General features: G+C 42.9%; 16 protein-coding genes and 2 pseudogenes. 12 read left to right on the top strand and 6 right to left on the bottom strand.

Going from position 1 to position 19,500, the window contains the following annotated elements:
- Positions 1-41 precede the first annotated feature (41 nt).
- Positions 42-875 carry a histidinol-phosphatase HisJ gene (hisJ, locus tag COP04_RS01105; protein ID WP_100486318.1) on the top strand — a complete coding sequence of 278 codons (834 nt, stop codon included), beginning with the start codon at positions 42-44 and terminating at the stop codon, positions 873-875.
- 840 nt (positions 876-1,715) lie between these two features.
- Here the strand turns inward: hisJ and COP04_RS01095 are convergent.
- From COP04_RS01095 to COP04_RS01080, 4 genes are all read right to left on the bottom strand, one after another.
- Entirely contained in the window at positions 1,716-3,029 is a 1,314-nt protein-coding gene (locus tag COP04_RS01095; protein WP_100486316.1) for an NRAMP family divalent metal transporter, read from the bottom strand.
- Positions 3,030-3,179: 150 nt separating this feature from the next.
- The gene (locus COP04_RS01090) at positions 3,180-3,827 is read right to left on the bottom strand and encodes a helix-turn-helix domain-containing protein (protein WP_100486315.1); all 648 of its coding nucleotides are present in this window, start codon (positions 3,825-3,827) and stop codon (positions 3,180-3,182) included.
- 364 nt (positions 3,828-4,191) lie between these two features.
- The gene (locus tag COP04_RS01085) at positions 4,192-4,878 is read right to left on the bottom strand and encodes an ABC transporter ATP-binding protein (RefSeq protein WP_100486314.1); all 687 of its coding nucleotides are present in this window, start codon (positions 4,876-4,878) and stop codon (positions 4,192-4,194) included.
- Between the two features lie 7 nt (positions 4,879-4,885).
- Positions 4,886-6,004: an ABC transporter permease gene (locus COP04_RS01080; RefSeq protein ID WP_100486313.1), complete on the bottom strand. Its 1,119-nt coding sequence runs from the start codon at positions 6,002-6,004 to the stop codon at positions 4,886-4,888.
- 83 nt (positions 6,005-6,087) lie between these two features.
- On the opposite strand from COP04_RS01080, the gene COP04_RS01075 reads away from it, so the two are divergent.
- The 7 genes and pseudogenes from COP04_RS01075 to COP04_RS20630 form a co-directional block, all read left to right on the top strand.
- Positions 6,088-6,903, top strand: coding sequence for a replication initiation protein (locus tag COP04_RS01075; protein ID WP_100486312.1), 816 nt, complete (start codon positions 6,088-6,090; stop codon positions 6,901-6,903).
- A gap of 107 nt (positions 6,904-7,010) precedes the next feature.
- Entirely contained in the window at positions 7,011-7,571 is a 561-nt protein-coding gene (locus COP04_RS01070; RefSeq protein WP_157800115.1) for a CGNR zinc finger domain-containing protein, read from the top strand.
- Positions 7,572-7,709: 138 nt separating this feature from the next.
- On the top strand, positions 7,710-8,567 hold the full coding sequence (locus tag COP04_RS01065) for an alpha/beta fold hydrolase (RefSeq protein ID WP_100486310.1): 858 nt from the start codon (positions 7,710-7,712) through the stop codon (positions 8,565-8,567).
- An 813-nt stretch (positions 8,568-9,380) separates the two neighbouring features.
- Positions 9,381-9,536 (top strand): annotated as a pseudogene (locus COP04_RS20160) (helix-turn-helix transcriptional regulator); the annotation flags it as partial.
- A gap of 87 nt (positions 9,537-9,623) precedes the next feature.
- On the top strand, positions 9,624-10,283 hold the full coding sequence (locus COP04_RS01060; protein WP_239984940.1) for a helix-turn-helix transcriptional regulator: 660 nt from the start codon (positions 9,624-9,626) through the stop codon (positions 10,281-10,283).
- 69 nt (positions 10,284-10,352) lie between these two features.
- Complete coding sequence (locus COP04_RS19300; RefSeq protein WP_157800114.1) at positions 10,353-10,529, top strand: GyrI-like domain-containing protein; 177 nt, start codon at positions 10,353-10,355, stop codon at positions 10,527-10,529.
- 15 nt (positions 10,530-10,544) lie between these two features.
- Positions 10,545-10,883: pseudogene (locus tag COP04_RS20630) on the top strand (DUF3788 family protein); the annotation flags it as partial.
- Between the two features lie 411 nt (positions 10,884-11,294).
- Here the strand turns inward: COP04_RS20630 and hemG are convergent.
- The gene (gene hemG, locus COP04_RS01050; RefSeq protein WP_100486307.1) at positions 11,295-12,680 is read right to left on the bottom strand and encodes a protoporphyrinogen oxidase; all 1,386 of its coding nucleotides are present in this window, start codon (positions 12,678-12,680) and stop codon (positions 11,295-11,297) included.
- 229 nt (positions 12,681-12,909) lie between these two features.
- On the opposite strand from hemG, the gene COP04_RS01045 reads away from it, so the two are divergent.
- The 3 genes from COP04_RS01045 to COP04_RS01035 all read left to right on the top strand — a co-directional run bounded on the left by COP04_RS01045 (position 12,910) and on the right by COP04_RS01035 (position 16,708).
- Positions 12,910-13,872, top strand: a complete 963-nt coding sequence (locus COP04_RS01045; RefSeq protein WP_100486306.1) for a DMT family transporter — start codon at positions 12,910-12,912, stop codon at positions 13,870-13,872.
- Positions 13,873-14,343: 471 nt separating this feature from the next.
- Complete coding sequence (locus tag COP04_RS01040; protein WP_239984722.1) at positions 14,344-15,066, top strand: YczE/YyaS/YitT family protein; 723 nt, start codon at positions 14,344-14,346, stop codon at positions 15,064-15,066.
- Positions 15,067-15,487: 421 nt separating this feature from the next.
- A complete protein-coding gene (locus COP04_RS01035) occupies positions 15,488-16,708 on the top strand; it encodes an MFS transporter (protein WP_100486304.1) in 1,221 nt (406 codons plus the stop codon).
- Between the two features lie 209 nt (positions 16,709-16,917).
- Here COP04_RS01035 and COP04_RS01030 read toward each other — a convergent pair whose 3' ends face one another.
- Positions 16,918-18,210, bottom strand: a complete 1,293-nt coding sequence (locus tag COP04_RS01030; protein WP_100486303.1) for an RNA-binding domain-containing protein — start codon at positions 18,208-18,210, stop codon at positions 16,918-16,920.
- Positions 18,211-18,802: 592 nt separating this feature from the next.
- On the opposite strand from COP04_RS01030, the gene istA reads away from it, so the two are divergent.
- A partial coding sequence (istA, locus tag COP04_RS01025; RefSeq protein WP_157800392.1) for an IS21 family transposase occupies positions 18,803-19,500 on the top strand: 698 nt, incomplete at its 3' end.

Genomic DNA, 19,500 nt, shown 5'->3' with positions numbered 1-19,500 from the left:
TGGTTTATAGGCAAAAGGAAATGAAACATGGAGGCCTGACTTTGAAGAAAGACGGACATACACATACCGAATTTTGTCCTCATGGGACTCACGAGGATACGGAACGGTTTATTATCCGTGCGATTGAAGAGGGATTTGATGAATACTCGATTACGGAACATGCACCGCTGCCGCTTGAATTTATGAAAAGGTGTTCCGGAATCAGAAGGGCTATTGACACGGCAGGTATTCGCCTCAGTGATGTGGGCGCATATTTTAAAAAAATGGATCGCCTGAAGCTGAAATATCAGTCTGAGATAAAGATAAATATTGGCTTTGAGGTTGACTATTTGCCCGGCTTTGAAAACTGGACAACGGATTTTCTGAATGAATACAGTGATCGGATCGGGGACAGCATATTGTCATTGCATTTTTTGCCGGGCAAGGGGGGATGGCGTTCCATTGATTACAGCAGTGATGATTATCAGGATGGAATCGTGGGCTTTTACGGTGGATTTAGAGAGGCCCAATCCGTCTATCTGAGTTATCTTCAGAAATCAGTTACTGCAGATTTAGGCCCTTACAAGCCAAAACGAATCGGACACATTACCTTGTGCCAGAAGTTCAGAAAAAAGTTTGATAAAGAAGATACAGATTTTTCATCTGAAGGGAAAAATCAGATTTTACAAATACTCGACGCTGTGCAGAGCGGCGGCTATGAGCTGGATTTTAATACAGCAGGTCTCTATAAACCTTACTGTGGAGAAATCTATCCAGCGGAGGACATTGTAAAGCTGGCGAAATCCATAGGAATCGGTTTTGTATATGGTTCTGATGCACATAGTTCGAATGAAGTTGGACGGGCATACGACCAGTGTCCAAAAAATATCATATAAGTTACATCATGTTCTTTATCCATTTGACACCACTTCTTTTCTGGAAACAATATTAGAACAAGCTCAAATTATTGGAAAAAGTTCTTTACTAGGATGACTAAACCCACCAGTAAAGAACTTTTGTTTAGATAAAAATCACGGGCAAGCACTCGTTTGTTACTCTGCTTTCATGCTAAAAAGTGCTTTTTACTTAAAAAAAACGAGGTACGCCGGTTGGTGCTCCCCAATAGGGCGGCCTTGGGCGCGGCACACCATAATGAGGCGGTGCAGAGGGATACGGTGGATATCCCGGAAATGGAGAAGTCGGGTACGGCTGCGATGGATAAGGCGCCGCCGGATGGGATGGAGCCGGGTAAGGCGCGGGCGATGTGGGTTGTGCCGGGTAGGGCTGCGACGGATAAGGTGTGGCTGGTGGTGGCTGCATCGGATAAGGCATAGTAGGCATACCAGTCTGACGATCATGATAGGAGGTTAAGTCATCTGGATAATAAGGCTGATCGATATTTTCAAGATCCTGAGGCTGATCATAGGAATAGAATTCATTCATTCAGATTAGATCTCCTTGTAAGTGATTTCTAATACTTTAAAGCTCACTTACACCATATGCCTATCTTCATATCCTGTGACAACTCGGTTTTGGTGATTTAGCAATTCGCTTATTACTTACAAACCTTATTTATCTACAAAAGTGACATTATACCAAAGAAACATTGCCAGAATGTCAACACAAGCTTTTTACTAAAAAACATCTGTCAAAAAATCCGATTTAAACTCATGCGAGATGAAAATCTGGCTTCGTCTGCAGCAGTTATGTCTTCACTTTACAAGACTTCTGCTTTTTTAAAAAAAGGTTTGCCAAAAACTGGCTAGAGTCAATCCGATGAGCAAGCTAACCATGACCCAGCTCCATATTCTACCGAATATTCTAGTTCTATGCGTTCCCATCAATTCCCGGTCACTGGTCATTAAGACCATGAAAATGAGCAGGGGCAGCATCAGAATGCCGCCGATAACCTGTGCGACCACTGAGAAATAATTGAGCGGCAAGTTCGGAATCAGAATAGCGAACGCTGCAAGAACCAGGCTGCCGATATAAACGGCATAAAATTTCGGCGCTTCCCATACTTTGTCATTAAGGCTCTTAGACCAGCCGAACAGCTCCGCAATGCTCCAGGAAGAAGAAAGAGAAACCGTTATTGAAGCCAGAAAACCGGCATTGAACAGCCCGAACCCGAACAGGATCGCCGGCCATCGTCCTACGACGTTATTGAGCGCTCTGATCATATCAGACGGTCCTGCATTACTGATGTTTTGCACATGCCCAAAGAGAGCTGCGCCGGCAATAATAGCCCCCGCTGCAATAATCACTTGGAGGAGGATGCCGATTGCTGTGTCTATTCGCCCAAGCCAAAGTTCACGTGATGTTACACCCTTGTCAACAGTGCCGCTTCCTTGAAAAAAGACCATCCACGGAGCAACCGCATTTCCAATGGTCGCGATCATGTACCAAATCACACCACCCTGAAGGGCTGCTGGAACATTCCACGCTGCAAAAGAATGACCGATGGCGGCCAGACTCGGATGGGTCATCGCTGCGACCACTAAAAAAACTACATTAAGCAATGCCACAAACAGTGCCACACGTTCTTTTGTCCAGTATCCGGTAAAAAGAGCAAAGATGACAACCAGCAATAAGCAAAGAACGGTACTCAGCCATAGGGGGAGGCCTAAGAGAACAAGTCCCGCCGTCATCCCGATAAATTCAGTGACAAGAATCAGCAGATTTTCAAAAGCAAGGGTCGTAATGTGGTAGTAACCCCAGAATCGCCCGTAGCGCTTCAAGGCCAGCCTTGAGAATCCTTCCTGAGTCACAGCTCCAAGGCGCATGCTCATCTCCTGAATTGTAAAGGTCAGAGGGGCGAGACATAAAACTAAAGGAACAAAAAGGCCGATGCCAAATTCTGCGCCTGTCACGGCATAAGAAATCGCCCCACCGGCATCATTATCCGCCATGGCTGCAATCAGACCAGGTCCCATGAGGGCCCAAATGAGCAAAGCCAACCGTTTCCAACCTTTCTTCCTGTTTGTAACAATTTCTCGAAACTTAGATTGATGAGCATCTGATGAGGTCAACGTTGCTTGCATTTTATCCATTGCTTAACACATCCCATTAAATAAATTGATATTTTTAAGTAGGATATTCCCAGGTGTTGAGGGATGTGCCTGGCCCTAACAACACGCATTGAAGAAAAAGAAACGTTTCTCAACACGTGGCAAAACGTGCTCAGTTTAATGGGGGTTAACTTATACCGGATGATCCATCTGTGACAGGTGCTGCTGTACCAGTTGTACGGCAATCGCGTCGTCTAAATAGCCAATTGGGAATACATAATCCGGAATAACATCTGTAGATAAAATAAAATACAGGAGCGCGCTTCCCAGTATGGCGCGCACCGCGACTGAAGTTTTCTCCTGACAGTATTGATCAAACATTTGCTGTAATTGCTCAATAAAGGGTCCGGTACCATTGACTTGCTTTACCTTTGAACCAAACTCATCATGGATGATCTGGTCTCCCTCGGCTGTTTTTGCATACTGTTCGTACTTCACTAATTCTTGACTCACACGTTCGGCAGTGAATTCTTGATCAAAAAAAGAGGATGACCCGAGAACTTTTTGAATTGAACCAACGGAGTGATAGATATCTGCCGGAGCATCTGCGGCCGTTTGGGTACCATCAAAAATGGTGGCGTCCACTAATTTTTTTACCGGAATATCCAGGTGATTAGCAAATTGCTGTAAGTGGCTTAACTTTGCCTGCTGTTTGCCATTAACGATGCGAGAAATGGTTGCTGTATCGATTCCGGTTCGCGCACTGAGCTGCCGCATCGAAAGCGAATGTTTCTTCAATAATGACCGAATTAATGTCCCGATATTTGAATTCTGAGACATGGTACGCCATCCCTCCTATCCAATGTACAGTTGAGTTATTATCAACATATGTAAGAAGGAATGTAAACTTGATCTAAACCTTACAGTGATATAATTGTAGAAGTATTTTGTCCAGCATTTAGCCGTTGTTATAATTTTTGATCAATAACTGCTGAAAGTCCACTTCCATAAAAATAAGAGAAAGTGGACTTTCAGCCTCCAAAGACAAATGAACTGTAAAATGATCAAAACCAAAGGTGACTATTATGCTGGTTTAATAAGATTAATGTCAAAATTTATTGGGGCAGATTCACTAGAAAAAAAACGGGTCAGCCGCAATGGCTTTGTCTCTTTTCTGTTAGATCAGTGTGAATCAGCAAGCATCCTAAGAAATCGCTGTGATATGCCCGTCTTCCAAACGGATCACGCGATCGCATAAATCGAGCATTCGTGTATCATGGGTGACCATCAGGACGCCCTTTTCGTGATTTGTCACTTCCTGATGAAGCCATTCAACTACTTCTTTTGCCCGCTGGTAATCCAGACTGGCCGTTGGTTCGTCGGCCAGGACCAATGAGGGCTGATTCATCATTGCTCTGGCAATGGCTACTCTCTGCTTCTCTCCTCCTGATAATTTATCCGGGTAATAGTGAAATCGACTGGAAAGTCCAAGCTTGTCAAGCAATTCATCAGCCCGCCTGATCCGGCTTTTTTTAGGTTCCTTAAGCAACCTTGCGACAAAAAGCAATTGCTCCCGGGCGGTCAGATAGGGGACAAGATGGGCATTCTGAAAGATGAAGCCGACCTCTTTCAGCCGCAACGCAGTCTGTTCCATTGCCGACATGGAAGAGATGGACGCACCATTCAGGATAATGTCTCCGGTGCTGGGGGAGATCAACGCTCCCGCAAGTGAGAGAAGGGTGCTTTTCCCCGCTCCGGACGGGCCGACAAGTCCGATAAATTCACCTTTTTTTAAGCTGAATGTGATATCTTTTAAAATATTAAGAGGCATTTCTCCATCCGGATAAGTTTTACCGACATGATTGAAAGTCAGAATGTTTTCTTTATCCATTGTGCCGTTATCTCCCTTCGATCGCACTGAGCGCGTTTATCTTTATCACCTGGTAAATCGAAATCACAATGCTGAATACGCTGACGCCGATAAAAGCAGCTAATATTTTTATAATCGTCCCAACTGGTAGCGAGAAAGGCATACCCGCCGGTAAAATTGCTGCTGTAAGCCAGGTAAGCAGCAGACTGACTGCCAGACTGAATAGCAGCACCAGCAGGGTTTGAAAGATCAGGCTGCGCATCAGATAGCCTGTTCCTGTGCCAATTGCTTTCAAAATGCCAAACTGTACACTTTTTTGTGCCGTGATAATATAAAAGAATATGCCAAGGATAAAGATTGAAATGATGAAGAGAAAACTAATCATCATCAGCAATGAACCCTGCTCGGCAGAGTAACCTGGGAGAGACTGAATGATCGTTGACAGAGAGGCACCGCTTATTTTCTGGCTGAGTCCGGCATTCCGGGTCAGCCGATCGATTTCATGGCTTGTATCAGGCGTCAGGACGGCAGTATATTCGGAATTGGCCCGTGCATTTCCACCTGTCTCCTTTTGCATCATCATGTTCCATTGCCTGGCATTGACGTAGGCAACTGGCGTGTGCAAATAGGTTGCTGCTTTTGTAAAACCGATTATTTTGAATTTAAGTCCGCTGGATTGCTCCATGATTGTGTCGTTCAGATGGATGCCGCTTTTCGCGATGGAGCGATCTATGATAATATCAACCGTAGAGTTAACTGAAGGCTGTCTGCCTGCGGCTAACTCAGGCTTGAATGACCCGGACGGATTTACACTGAAGAACGACGCATCGATCTTCTGCTCTTTCCCGGTTTGATTGATTGTCGTTGTTTGAATGCCCAGCAAGACGGTATTCTCGCGGCCAAGTTTGTCCCTTAGCGTGGTCACCGTACCGGAAGTCAGAGCGGATCGATTGATCCGGTTATCAGCGTCTTTTTGCAGGATAAATGTCCTGTTTCCGTATTTTTCAATAGCGGATGCATTGTCCGATGCCAGGCCGTTTGCAAGTCCTGAGACAAACAGAACGAGATAGGATAAAAGGGCAATAATCACCATCATGAAGAAAAAGCGGCCTTTGCTGTGGTGCATCTCTTTCCATGCTAAGTACATGTTCAAATCACTCCCGCCGTTTGATTAAAAGTGACAAATATATTATATATAATTTATTTGTCACTTTTAGAGAGTAGCACAGATTGGGAAAGGAAACAATCATAATGAATCTGAAAAATGAATCATTCACTGGTAAAATGCATTTAAAACCAATAAAAGATAGAGTCTACTGGTTGGTCAGAGCCAAGAAACTTTTCAAAATGACGCATCAGAAAATGGGTTTGGAAGAAAATCGGTTGCTTTTTTATCTTTTAAAAAACTGCACCGTTCAAACGGACCGGCCGTATGTTCAGTTTTCTGAATCGTCTATTCGCTCGGCATTTGGCCGGCCGGATCAAACGAATGGTATTGAGACTCTTAAAGCGAACTTGCTGAAAATCAGGAGTTATCCTTTTTGGATTACTTCAAACGATACAGGGCGGGAAGAAGATGTGTTGACGAGCTGGATTCAGAGCGCGGCATTCGATCAGGCAAAATCTGAGTTTATCGTCGTCCTCAGCTCCAGCCTGTATCCGTACATTGTTTGTCTGCATGATATTTTTCAGACAATGGATTATAAAGCCATGGACATGGACAATCATTTAAAAAGCAAGTATAGCTCCAGACTGTACGAGCTGTTCAAGATCCATGAGACATTGCCTGAACTCACTCTGACGCTGGATCAGCTTCGCTATTTGACCGATGTGGAAAAGGGAAAGCTGGAACGTTGGGTGGACTTGAAGAGAAGGGTCATTGAGCCTTCTCTGGAGGACGTTAATCAAACCGGTGAATTCAGTATTTCCTACCAGACCCTGAAAACAGGTAGATCCGTCACACAGATTCGCTTTCTGATCCATCCGCTGAAACCGGATGGACAACATGCGTCCGCGCTTCAAAATAGCAGTGCAGGATCTCATTAACAGATAGGTTTTAAGAATAACCGCATATAATCAATCAAGAGGTTATTAGTCATAATTGATTGACAAATAGCTCTTTTTAATATAAATTGAAAGCAGGAGGGGAGATGATGGAAAAGTTCCCGCTTATTTCCGGTCACTTAGCACTGGATCTGGTAAATACGCAAACAATGAGCCACGGTAAAATACGTGATCATATTCTGAATGAAACAGATCTTACCGACTGGTTGTTTGCCTCAAAAGGGTATGTGCCTTTTATTGATGATCATTATCTGGAAAAGATTCGTAAAGAATCATTTGCGGTATTAGACGATTTAAAAAATTACCGTTCTTTTCTTAGAAAGTGCTTTGAAGATGCGGTGAACGGCAGAGATGTATCGGAACGACTGGTAAAATGTTCAGAACAGAAAATTGATGCATGTCCATTGACACTGAGAATGATTTCACAGCATATCCATCCTTATCCCGTCGGCGGATGCCGGGAATCTCTGGCTGCTCTTATTTCTGTTGATGTTCTGAAACTTATTGAAGATGATCAACTACGGTTTATGAAATGCTGTGCCAATCCTGAATGCATGCTCTTATTCATTGATCGGACCGGCAAGCGGAAGTGGTGCTCCATGAAACGATGCGGCAACAGGATGAAGGCTGCCCGCTACAGGAATGAATAGTATTTTATTCATAAGAGGCGATAAAGTTTCTGTGTAAAATTATCAGACAAGTAACCTGATTGTGTTCACTATTACGGTTATCACGTGTTTCTCCATAATCAGGAAACGATGGATTAAAAAAGAAAGGAAAGAAACAGAATGAATGTAACCTATCACACACAAACGATTGACGATGTTAAAGTATTTTATAGAGAAGCTGGTCCTGAAGATGCTCCGAATATCCTTTTGCTGCACGGATTTCCCACATCTAGTCACATGTTTCGCGACCTGATCCCTGAACTCGCTGACCGTTATCATGTAGTCGCTCCAGATTTGCCGGGATTCGGAAACACTGAGGCCCCTTCCCGAGATACGTTTGATTATACGTTTGATCATCTTGCCCGTGTGATTGACGCGTTTACTGAAAAGCTTCACTTCGCCCATTATGCGATGTATGTCTTTGATTATGGCGCGCCTGTAGGATATCGAATCACGGTAGCCCATCCCGAACGGGTTACGGCGGTGATCAGTCAGAATGGCAATGCTTATGAAGAAGGATTTGGTACAACATGGGGCGCCTGGAAAAACTATTGGGCCTTACCCTCAGCGGAAAATCGTGAAGCCTGCCGGGAGTCACTCACACCGGAAACTATTCGGGACTTTCAATACCTCAGCGGTGTTGAGCCAAGTCTTGTCTCACCTGACGGCTATACTCTTGATATCGCCTATATGTCACGTCCGGGTGCGGAGGAAATTCAACTGGATCTAATCTTGGATTACCGCAACAATGTAAAACTTTATCCGGCATTTCAGGCTTACTTCCGAAAGTACCAGCCCCCGTTCCTCGCTGTCTGGGGAAAAAACGATCCCTCATTTATTCCCGCAGGTGCCGAAGCATACCAGCGTGACATGCCACAAGCCGAGATTCATTTACTGGATACCGGTCACTTTGCACTTGAGACGCATGCTGCTCAGATCGGTAAATTGATCCGTGATTTTCTTGACAGAACCCTCTAATTATTACCACTAAATGTGCAATTGCCTATGCTGCTTTGAAAGACAAAAAATCTTTATAGATAAAAAGTTCCTTACTGAGATAGTAAGATCACCGGTGAAGAACTTTTTTGTTTTAAGTCCGTTATGCTACGGTCGGGATTTAAATCGCCTTCAATTTTTTACTTTCGGTCAAAATTGTCCTGCCAGTTTACCCGCTTACTTCAGAGTTCATTCTTTAATCATCGGCACAGCCCGATGCTTCAAACATTCTACATAGATGGTTCTGATATCGTATATGTCTGTAAGGTTCGATATTGCTTTCAAGTACGGTGACTGAATGCCGCTTCTTTTGCTTCCTCACGTATCTTTTCTGCCTTCCTATGAGAGCCTCATCGCCCGGTTTAGCAGTACTTTCGGTAGATTGAAGCGGCCTTCATCAAACGTTTGATTAACGAAACAGTCTGCAGTTAAAACAAACAATGTCGATGGTTATCGGGCTTCTGTACTCCCACTCTGCACAGTGCTTGTATCTTAGAATGATGATCATGCAAATGATGTCTATGCAGCAGTTTGTCAATGATGCAGACGCTATAACAAGTGTCATTCTTTAAAAAATTGATAGTCCGCGTTTTTAGCTTTGTTGCCATTTCAATGATTTGGACGCTAAGAAAAGGAAGGGTACTCTAATGATTTCTAATGGTCTAGTTCTAGATACGTTCAAGTTGAATTTTAGAAGTATGAGGGCCAGCATTTGGAAGAGATTTTTGAAAAATATCATTTTTATGGAATGCTCTGTAAATATTTGTGACATATAATAACTTTGGGTGATGTCCTATGCACATGAATCGGTTGTTTGCGATCATCTATATTTTACTTGATAAAAAGCAGGTAACAGCCAAGGAGTTGTCTGCGTATTTCGAAGTGTCTGTGCGGACGATATATCGTGACATCAATACACTTTCTGCTTCAGGTATACCGATTTATACAAATAAAGGAAAAGGAGGTGGCATTCGGCTGCTCGAAAATTTTGTGCTGAATAAATCTCTCCTCTCTGATCAGGAACAGAATGAGGTATTGATGAGCCTGCAAAGTCTTCGTGCCCTGGAAGTGCCTGATGTAGATTCCGTGCTCAATAAATTAAGTGCGCTTTTCAACAAACAAAGTACGAATTGGATAGACGTTGATTTTTCCCACTGGGGCAGCAGTGGCAATGAACGTCAAAAATTTACCGTGTTAAAAAGAGCTATTTTGAATCAAACACCTGTGACTTTTGATTATTTTAGTTCGTACGGCGAAAAAACCGAGAGGACGGTTGAACCTCTAAAAATACTTTTTAAAGGACAGAGTTGGTATCTCTATGGTTATTGCCGAATGAAAAAAGATTTGAGGCTTTTCAAAATTACTCGAATGAAGAATCTCAAACCATTGAATGAAATCTTTGAAAGAGAAATCGCCAACGATATTGAACAATACTTCAAATCCAAGCATGCAAGGGACGTCACACTTGTCATAAAGTTTGATGAAAAGGTTGCTTACAGGATTTATGATGAATTCGATCCAACGTGTATTCGGAAACATGAAGATGGATATTTTACGGTTGCGGTGATTTTTCCCGAGGATGAATGGGTTTATGGCTATATCCTGTCATATGGCTGTTATGCTGAAGTTTTAGAGCCAATACATATTCGTGAGATCATAAAAAGAAAATTTGAAGAAGGTTTGAAGAAATATTTATAATATGACAGATAGTTGTCATATTACCACTGCTATACTGAGTTCATCATCGAATGAAGCGAGGTATCAACGATGGACTATGAGATGGTGCAGTTGGAAGAAAAATCAGTGGTGGGACTGAAGATTCGAACAAGTAATCATAATCCGAATCTGGGAAGAGAAGTTGGCGGACTATGGCAGGAATTTCTTGAGGCTGGTGTTTATCAATCAATACCTCATAAACAAAACGATCGCACTATAGGTTTATAACGATTAAATACATTTGAGAGCTTTCTAACAGGACATTATGATTTAATTCGCGAGCTGAAATTTCCTTTTGGAAATAACTATGGTTGGGGTTACAAATATAGTCATAGAAGCAAAATGCTCTGTTATTTATTTTCTGAAAAGGAGTCATTCACGATTACGATCACTATCGGAAAACAGGAACTCAAAAGATTGTATCAAGAATTAGAAAGTATGCTTCCTAAAACGCAAACTTTATGGGAAAATCGCTATCCGTGTGGAGAAGGGGGATGGATACATTATCCAGTGAAAAGCGACAGTGAATTACAGGATATTGAAAAACTGATTTACATAAAGAAAAGGCCCAAACAGTTATAAACGGACTAAATGAGTTTTAATCAAACTTTATTGCAACGCAACCAACATGGGTATCACAACGTTTGTCAGCATTGATAGAAAATTTTTCCCGATTGTTTGCCTGTTTCGTGGAAGATGTTGCGGCTGTTAACCGGAACGGCAAAGAAAATAAACCTGCGGAACTATATTAATTGCTGCCGAACAGATTTATGCAAAGAAAGGTTTTTTTCAACCTTCAACTTAAATGAGCGCTAATAATGCGGGTGTCGACCATGGCTCGATTTTTTTGTACTTTCAAACACAGGAGAAGCTGGTTTTTGCGCATCAGGGAGCTGGAACAGGCTGACAACGAAGGAAAGACTTGAAAACATTTTACCATGGAACATAGCCGGAACATCCCGCGAACCAGGCAGCAAAGAGGTATTTGCCGATTCATAAATTTGTTGCTGCTTTCTCACTCTCTTTCATCTCATCGGCTGCTTCTTCGGCCACATGCATCGCGTTGTCCACACAATCCGGCAGACCGACGCCGTGAAACATAGCGCCGCATGCGTAAACTCCTCTGATTTTACCAAGCGCCTGTTCAAATGCCTGAACACGCTGATTGTGATTGACGGTGTATTGCGGCATATTATCAATCTGGCGGGTGATGACAGAAAACAAAGGTGTCCCGACCTTTCCGACCTTTCTCAGATCGGTCAGCGCTTTTTTCTCAATCTCTTCATCGCTTTCTTCAACGACTGCCGCGTCTTCAGCAGTTCCGACGTACGTACGGATCAGCGTGTAATTTTCCGGTGCCGTGTAAGGCCATTTGTAATTCATGAAGCTGCACGCCGTGATATGCAGTCCTTCTTTTCTGGAAACGACATAACCTGTCCCGTCAAGCGATTCCACTTCATCTTTTTTAAAAGCGAAAGCCACAGTAGCCGTTGTTGTCCGCTTATCATTGCTCAGGTTCCAGGCTTCCGGGAAATCAAGCAGTGGTCCCAGCTGTTTTGGTGATGTCGCCAAAATAATGCTATCGGCTTTCAAAAAAGTCCCATCGTCCAGTGTGACTTTCCCCGGCTCAACATGCTCGACAGGTGTTTTCAGCCTGATTTCATCAGCATAGGAAGCAAGCTTTTCCGTCAGAACATCCAGCCCGCATGACAGCGATAAAAACCGTCCCTCTGCTTTCTTCGACGCTCCGGCCTGTTTCGGCGGCTGAATGCTCTTCATACCCAGAATCAGGCTTCTGTGTTTCTTTTCGATGGCCGCAAACTGCGGCAACGTCGCCTCCAGACTCATGTCCGACAGACTGCCATTGTAAATTCCGGAAAGCAGGGGCTCAATCATGTTAGTGATCAATTCCGATCCAAGACGCCTTTCAAAAAATTCCTTAAGTGAAAGATCCTGATCGTGATAAACTCGTGGGATCAGCAAATCCAAAGCTGCGCGCAGCTTTCCGAGCGGACTGATCAAACCTGTCGTCACCATAGGAAGCATTCTGGTCGGGATACCCATGACAGAACCCTCCGGCATTTTTCTGAGACGATGGTTGACATAGATGTAGTATGTACCTGTTCCTGAATGGACCAGATGATCTCCAAGGCCAATATCTTTGATCAAGTTTGTCAGTGTAGGCTTGCGGGCCATGTAACCTTCAGGGCCGCATTCAATCACAAATCCGTCCCGGTGCACTGTTTTGATCTTTCCGCCGATCCGGTCCGAAGCTTCCAGTAAAGTGACGCGGGCCTGTGGCAGCTGTTTTTTCATATAATAAACAGCCGCCAGTCCCGAAATGCCGGCACCGATGACGATAATGCTCTTGTTCTCCAACGTTGTTAGCCTCCATCCATTCAATCCACGGTCAAAGTACAAAAATTCTGTGTATCCGATAGTTGATTAAATCTATAGTAGCACGTTTTTGGGACCGCATCATAAATATTATGAACATCGTCTGAAATGTATACGTCCTGTATCGTATAATAGAGTGAGTATACTCGATTGAATGCATAATGCAAGATTCCGGCAAAGCACACTACTCACGAAGAAGGATCTGACAAAATTGGACAGTGAAAAATTTTTTACAAACAAAAAGGCCGTCATTCTGCTCGCATCGTTCTGTTGTATCTTATGGGGGAGTGCTTACCCGGGGGTTAAAATCGGATACGCTCTCTTTGAAATAAGCACGAATAATGTGTTCTCCGAGCTGTCTTTTGCTGGGTACAGGTTTATCATTGCCGGGCTGATGGTCTTAGTTGTTGCTTTATGTACGTCCAAGCATTTATTCACGCTCACATGGAAAAACATCATGTCCCTTGTCCTTTTAGGTTTAACGCAAACAACTCTGCAGTATGTGTTTTTCTACATAGGGCTTGCCCATACCACTGGCGTCAAGGCTTCGATCATGAATGGCACATCCGCTTTTTTCAGCGTCATCTTTGCTCATTTTATTTATAAAGATGATCGCATTAATTTCAAAAAAACGGTGGGCTGTATTCTTGGGTTTGTTGGTGTCTTACTGGTAAATTTCAGCAGTGACCTTTTGAACTTTAACTTTAAAATAATTGGGGAAGGATTTGTGACGGTAGCGGCCCTTGCTTTCTCTGTTTCAGCTATTTATGGGAAAAAGATTTGCCAGGAGATGGACTCGGTTATTGTGACAGGCTACCAACTACTGATCGGCGGCATTGTCCTCTTGCTTATGGGTTTTTCGGGCAAGGGTTATATGACGCATTTTACGGTAGTTTCCACACTTGTTTTGTTATATCTCGGATTGCTTTCGGCGGTCGCCTTTTCTATTTGGACGATACTTCTAAAATATAATAAAGTAGGCCCAATTGCGATTTACAACTTTTTAATTCCGGTATCCGGAGCAATCTTATCGGCCATTTTCCTGGGAGAAAATATTTTCGAATGGAAAAATGCAGTTGCACTTATCTTGGTATGTACGGGTATTTATGCAGTGAATTATCAGCCGAATAAACGATCAAAAAGAGCGCTTAAAAAACGGAGTGATTTTGTTTAATTTTGTTACAGATATGAATATGATTTCTTCATTCCTATTGTTGCTGTTCGTTTCCTGCATGTCTTTAGTTATAGGTTAGGTTGCGTAAAGTTCAATGCTGGTTTCACTATTCGTTGATTGGAAAGGAAGGTATTAGATTCCTGCTTGAACAGCGATCCGGACGAGACCTCGGGGCGAAGTATTGACGAGGAGGCTCGCGGGTCGTCCGAGGAAAGCAAGCATATGGAGTGAAAAGCAACGGATTAAGGGCTGATTGTAAGCCTTTCACATCCGATTAAGGGTGAAGATAATGAATGGTGTGCATTCAAAAACTTGAGGGAACCTTAAAAGTTTGTTGATCGTCGAGAATTTGCCAAATCATTTTGGGTTTTATTGAACGAAAAGTATTAAAATGTTCACTGTACTCTAAAAGAGTTCTAAAATAAGAGCCGGGCAGTAACCCGAAATGATTTCGGAAGGGAAATTTTAGCGTTGATCAATCAAGCAAAACAGTTACCCATTACTGAAAGTATCGTTTATTTTGTTATCTCAATTTTTGTGAATGCGCTTGGAAATGCTTTAACCGTTTCGTTGAATTTAGGGAGTGCTTTATGGACTGCTTCTTCAGTCAATGTAACGCAGTTCACGGGTATACCTTTGGACGTGATGCTCTTTGCTTTTGGTGTGGCCGTTGTCATTATCAATACGCTTATCATTCATAAAATCGAATGGCACCGTATTTTGGGCAATCTGATTTTTATGGTTCCGTTTAGCTATTTGATTGGTCTGATCACTCAACTGTTGTTGAGTTTCGGGATCAATGAATTGCCTTTGACTGTTCGGATCATCTTGGATTTAGTGGGCATATGTTTTATTTCAATGGGAATCTCTATCTATCAGCGGGTTAATCTGATTCTTCATCCCTGCGATGATTTAATGCAGATTATCCGTTTTAGATTCTTTAAAGGCAATGCGACCATTGCTCAGCTGCTGACCTTCGCCCCGCCAATCGTTATTGTCATCCTGTGCTGGATTGAACAGCAGCATGTTTATGCGATTAATATCGGTACTATTTTTGCACTTATTTTTCAGGGAACGCTGGTTGGGGTTTTTGACAAAAGTGTTTTTCCGACTTTAAAGCATCAGCACCTGCATAATGCATCGGGCGATATGAAAAGCTTGAATCTCTCAGGGCACACACAAGTGAGAAACTGAACGGTGACTTCAAACAGTTGCCCTGCGGATCGTTTGAGTTAAATAAATAGCAGTCCTTGTGAATGCTCATAGAGTATCCACAAGGGCTGCTTTTATCATCTCTGAAATTATTTTATTTTTATTTGAACATTACCGTAAATTCTGGACGGATAATTAATGATTTTGAAGATCAGAGGATCCATTGATCATTTCGGCGCTTTGTCCCGTGAAAATGTTTTCCCAACATATGCTCACCAGCGTTCTTCATAATCTCTATATCTATTAGACAATGGAAGTGCAGAAATGGTTTTCTGATTTCCACTATCTTTTAAATTAAGATTGCTACAAATTAATGCTTTGAAAATTCTTGTTTGAATATTTTGATATAATAAGTGACAGCTGCAGTCTCTTCTCAAATTTTATCATTGAAATGGAGATTAAAATGTTTCTTTTTAGCGCCTATCGTGGTTTGTCCAAAGAAATCTATATTATTTTTCTATCCCGCTTCATTGACAGCATTGGCAGTTTTGTTCAGCCGCTGCTTGTGCTGATCCTGACACAGAAGATCGGGATGAAAAGCGATACGGCAGGGCTCTACATTACTCTGTTGAGCGTCATTTATGCACCGGGAATGATTCTGGGAGGGAAACTGGCCGATACGATTGGGAGAAAAAATATCATTCTGATTTCACAAGGCCTGGGTGCGCTGGCTCTTTTTGCCTGCGGCTTTATGAAACCGTCCATGAGGCTGGTCTATGTACTGATGGCTTCTTCAATCCTCTACTCGATTTGCGGACCGGCTTATGATGCGCTACTGGCGGATATCACGGCCCCGGGAAACCGTAAATCAGCCTATTCTTTGAGTTATATGGGCTGGAACCTGGGTTTCGCAGTCGGTCCGATCATCGGAGGAATCTTGTTTAAGAATTACCTTCCTCTTGTCTTTATTGGGGACGGTCTGACAACAATTATATCAATGATACTTGTCGTATTGTTTATCGGGGAGACGAAAGGGCGGTTTCCATCTGCTGATTTCGGGGAAGAACGCTCGCTGGAGAAAGATATGGAAGGATCCGTGTTCCGGGTTTTATTAAGAAGGCGGATCTTAATTTATTTTGCTCTGATTTTATTTTTTTTTGAGTTTGAATATGCGCAATGGGGCTTTACGCTGCCGCTGCAGATGGTAAGTCTGTTTGGCGGTAATGGGGCCGCACTATATGGAACATTGGCGAGCTTTAACGGAATGATCGTGATCCTGTTGACACCAATCCTCTCCAAACTGACGCGGTTCCTTAAGCCCATTGGCGTAATTGCTGCTGGCGGACTTTGCTATGCCTTTGCGTTCGGCCTTTTCGGTCTGATTCATTTATTGCCGCTCTTTTATCTGGCGATCTTCATCATGACGGTGGGGGAGATCCTGATTTCGATTAATTCTCCGATAGTTGTTGCCAATTATACCCCGGCGTCTCACCGGGGCAGAGTAAGCGCGCTGATTCCGATTATTACCGGAGCGGGCTACACACTGGGGCCTTTACTGATGGGCCAGTTCATAATGAAGTTTTCTATCGCTTCCGGCTGGCTGACCATCGGTGGTATTGGCCTTCTGTCTGCCGGATTAATGTTCCTTTTAAGAGGAAAAGAGCAGCGGGATGCTGAATCATGAATGTTTGACCAAACGTTTATTTAATACTTAAGAACTGCCGGCGATCCGCAACAACGATATTGCGCAGGATATGTGGCACAAATGTTTATTTATGGTTGGGAAGAAAAAGTGAGGAAGCTAAAAGCTTATCCTCACTTGGGTCATTTGAATGACATGAGTTACCTGATGATCATACAATCTGCCTAGATCATTGTCTTTGATTACGAAACTCACTTTGTCCGGATGTAGGCAGTGCTTCTGCCTCTTCCCAGAGTTTGGAGAAATCCCTTCTTAACAAGCTGTTTTAGAACGCGACCGGACATGGTTTGCGAAACCTGCAAGATGCCTTCTACATCCCTCCTGCTGATTTTTATTTTTTTCTCAATCAGATCCATCACCGCCTGCTCCTGTTCAGACAACTGGTTTATTTTAATGACCGCGTTCTTGTTGGGAAGAGTTATCTTAAATGCATTATCGGATACTTCAAACTTTGGTTTTATAGGAAAGTCGTCATAGCTCCTGATAATTTTGGGAACGCCCGTTCCATAGGCTTCCACCAGCTTCAAACGGTAGAAAATACGGGCCAATTTTTCATTTCGTGTCATAGAAACTCCGAGCATCACATCTTCAATTGAGATCCCCTTGACAAGACCGCCAATGGAAACAAACTCGATCCGGTCATCAAAAATGCTGAGCAAAGTACTTGCACTATAGGCGTAGTCTCTGTGAACTAAAGAGTTGAGCAGGGCTTCCCGCAAGGCATCTTCGGGGTAGTCCCTCCGATCTACACGGTGAAGTCCGGAAAATTCCGCCCGAATATGATTGTACTGGGAAATATACTCATAAACTTCATTAAGTTGTCTCAGCAAAGAACCGTCAAATTCACGGCGATCTTTAAATACAGCTTTGTCTGTCCCCTCGAAAACTGCCGCTTTAATGGTATGCACACATTGATCCGACAACAAAATGCCGAGATTAGTGTAAAGCCCATCTGCATTGACTATATTTAAGGTTTTATATTGATTGGTTCCAAAAAGGATCTGCCTCGCCATAAATTCTTTATTTGCAGCTTCAAAAGTTAAATCTTGATTAAGTGATCGCATGGTCTCATAGCTGTCACCATCAGTTTCCATGATCATTCTTCTTATGGCACTTTCGGTAGCAGGCACAGAAGAAGGACCCTGGCGGACAAATACACCTTCCGGACGCATTCCTTTTCCTGAAAGATAATAAGGGCTTTCCGTTCCCTTCTGCACGGTTAACTTTATCACGCCTTTTCCTTCTATATTCTCAATGTTGCAGGACGTAAACAGTGTAACGTCAGGTTTAATCGCATCTCGGATCAAATTGGTCAGTCTTAGCATTTCTCTATCCGGATTCTGTATACCGATAACTTCACCGTCATCCCCAATTCCTATATAAATTGCCCCTCCATCCGTATTGGCGAAAGCGACGACTGTTTTCCGAATATCATCAATAACTTGTCGTTTCAATTCGAGTGTTAATCCTTCTGTGAAATTCATCTTGAATTCCTCCCACTTTTCTAACACATATTCTAACACATTCTAACCAATATTATTCACTGAAAGTGTTAGAATAAAACTGACGGGATAAGATTATCCCAAAAAGTTACAGCTTGTTCGCCATTCGATGAGGATTCCAGTTGTATTCGTCTTAAGGTAAGCGTCAAATATATAACCCATACTTAGTCAAAAAAGTTGGAGTATTTGACGCCTAACTTTCTTTCCAAGATCGCAAAATAATTCCCTGCATTATCTGCAAAGTTGAATACTCTTCTGGTGGGCATGGTGACAATATCTCCGAAGGTAATATTTTTATCAGTAAAGCTTTAGATAAGCTTATCCAGTTCTTCTGTGACAAACAATAATGATGGCTAACGTTGCTATGCATCTAAAAATAAATGATATACGGATCATCGTAGTTTTTACAAGTGGGGATTATTTACCGTACAGATGTTTTTGATAACTTGGAATTGAGCCATTTATAGGCAAAATGATCGCATAGAAATGAGCCACATGATTTCCAATTTTTAGCCCATCTTTCCTATGATAGAAAAGTAACCAGCAATTCTACATAAGGGAGAGGGAAAAAAGGATGATCGATATGGCTCTCTATGATCGTATCAAAATTATGAAGGAGGTTGAAGGCCTTTCTCAACGTGAGATTGCGAGAAATTTAGGGATTTCAAGAAATACGGTGAGTAAATATCTCAAACAGAAGGAGCCTCCGACCCTTGCGGTTCGGCAACGTTCGTACGGGAAGAAAGAATACTCAGAGGAAACTCAACGCATTCTGCCCGTCATCGATCAGTGGCTCCTTGAGGATCAAAAACACTGGGTCAAACAGAAACATACGGCGGCGAGAGTTTATCAACGATTGGTCGAAGAATACAACTTCAAAGGATCTGCCTCTAACATTCGTAAACTCGTTGCTCGGAGAAGGCAAAAACAGAAGGAGGTGTTCATCCCCCTTGAGTTTCAATTGGGCCTTCAATTCCAGTTCGACTGGGGTGAGGCGGATATCATCCTGAGCGGGCGGACGCAGAGAATCTTTTTGTTTTGTCTCCAGCTCTCATCTAGCCGTTTACGTTTTGTCCGAGCCTATGCCCATCAGAAACAGGAGGCTTTTTTGGATGGCTTTGTACACGCTTTTGAATTTCTGGGAGGTGTGCCGGTCGAAGGCCTCTTGGACAATTTGAAAACAGCCGTAGAGAAAATTCTGGAGGGCCGGCATCGCCTGGAACAGGAAGCGTTTATCGCGCTCCAGGCGCATTACGGATTCAAAGCCACATT

The sequence above is a fragment of the Sporolactobacillus pectinivorans genome, assembly GCF_002802965.1.
Classification (GTDB): domain Bacteria; phylum Bacillota; class Bacilli; order Bacillales; family Sporolactobacillaceae; genus Sporolactobacillus; species Sporolactobacillus pectinivorans.
The sequence above is the reverse complement of the archived record's forward strand: the minus strand, read 5'-3'. Positions and strand labels throughout refer to the sequence as shown.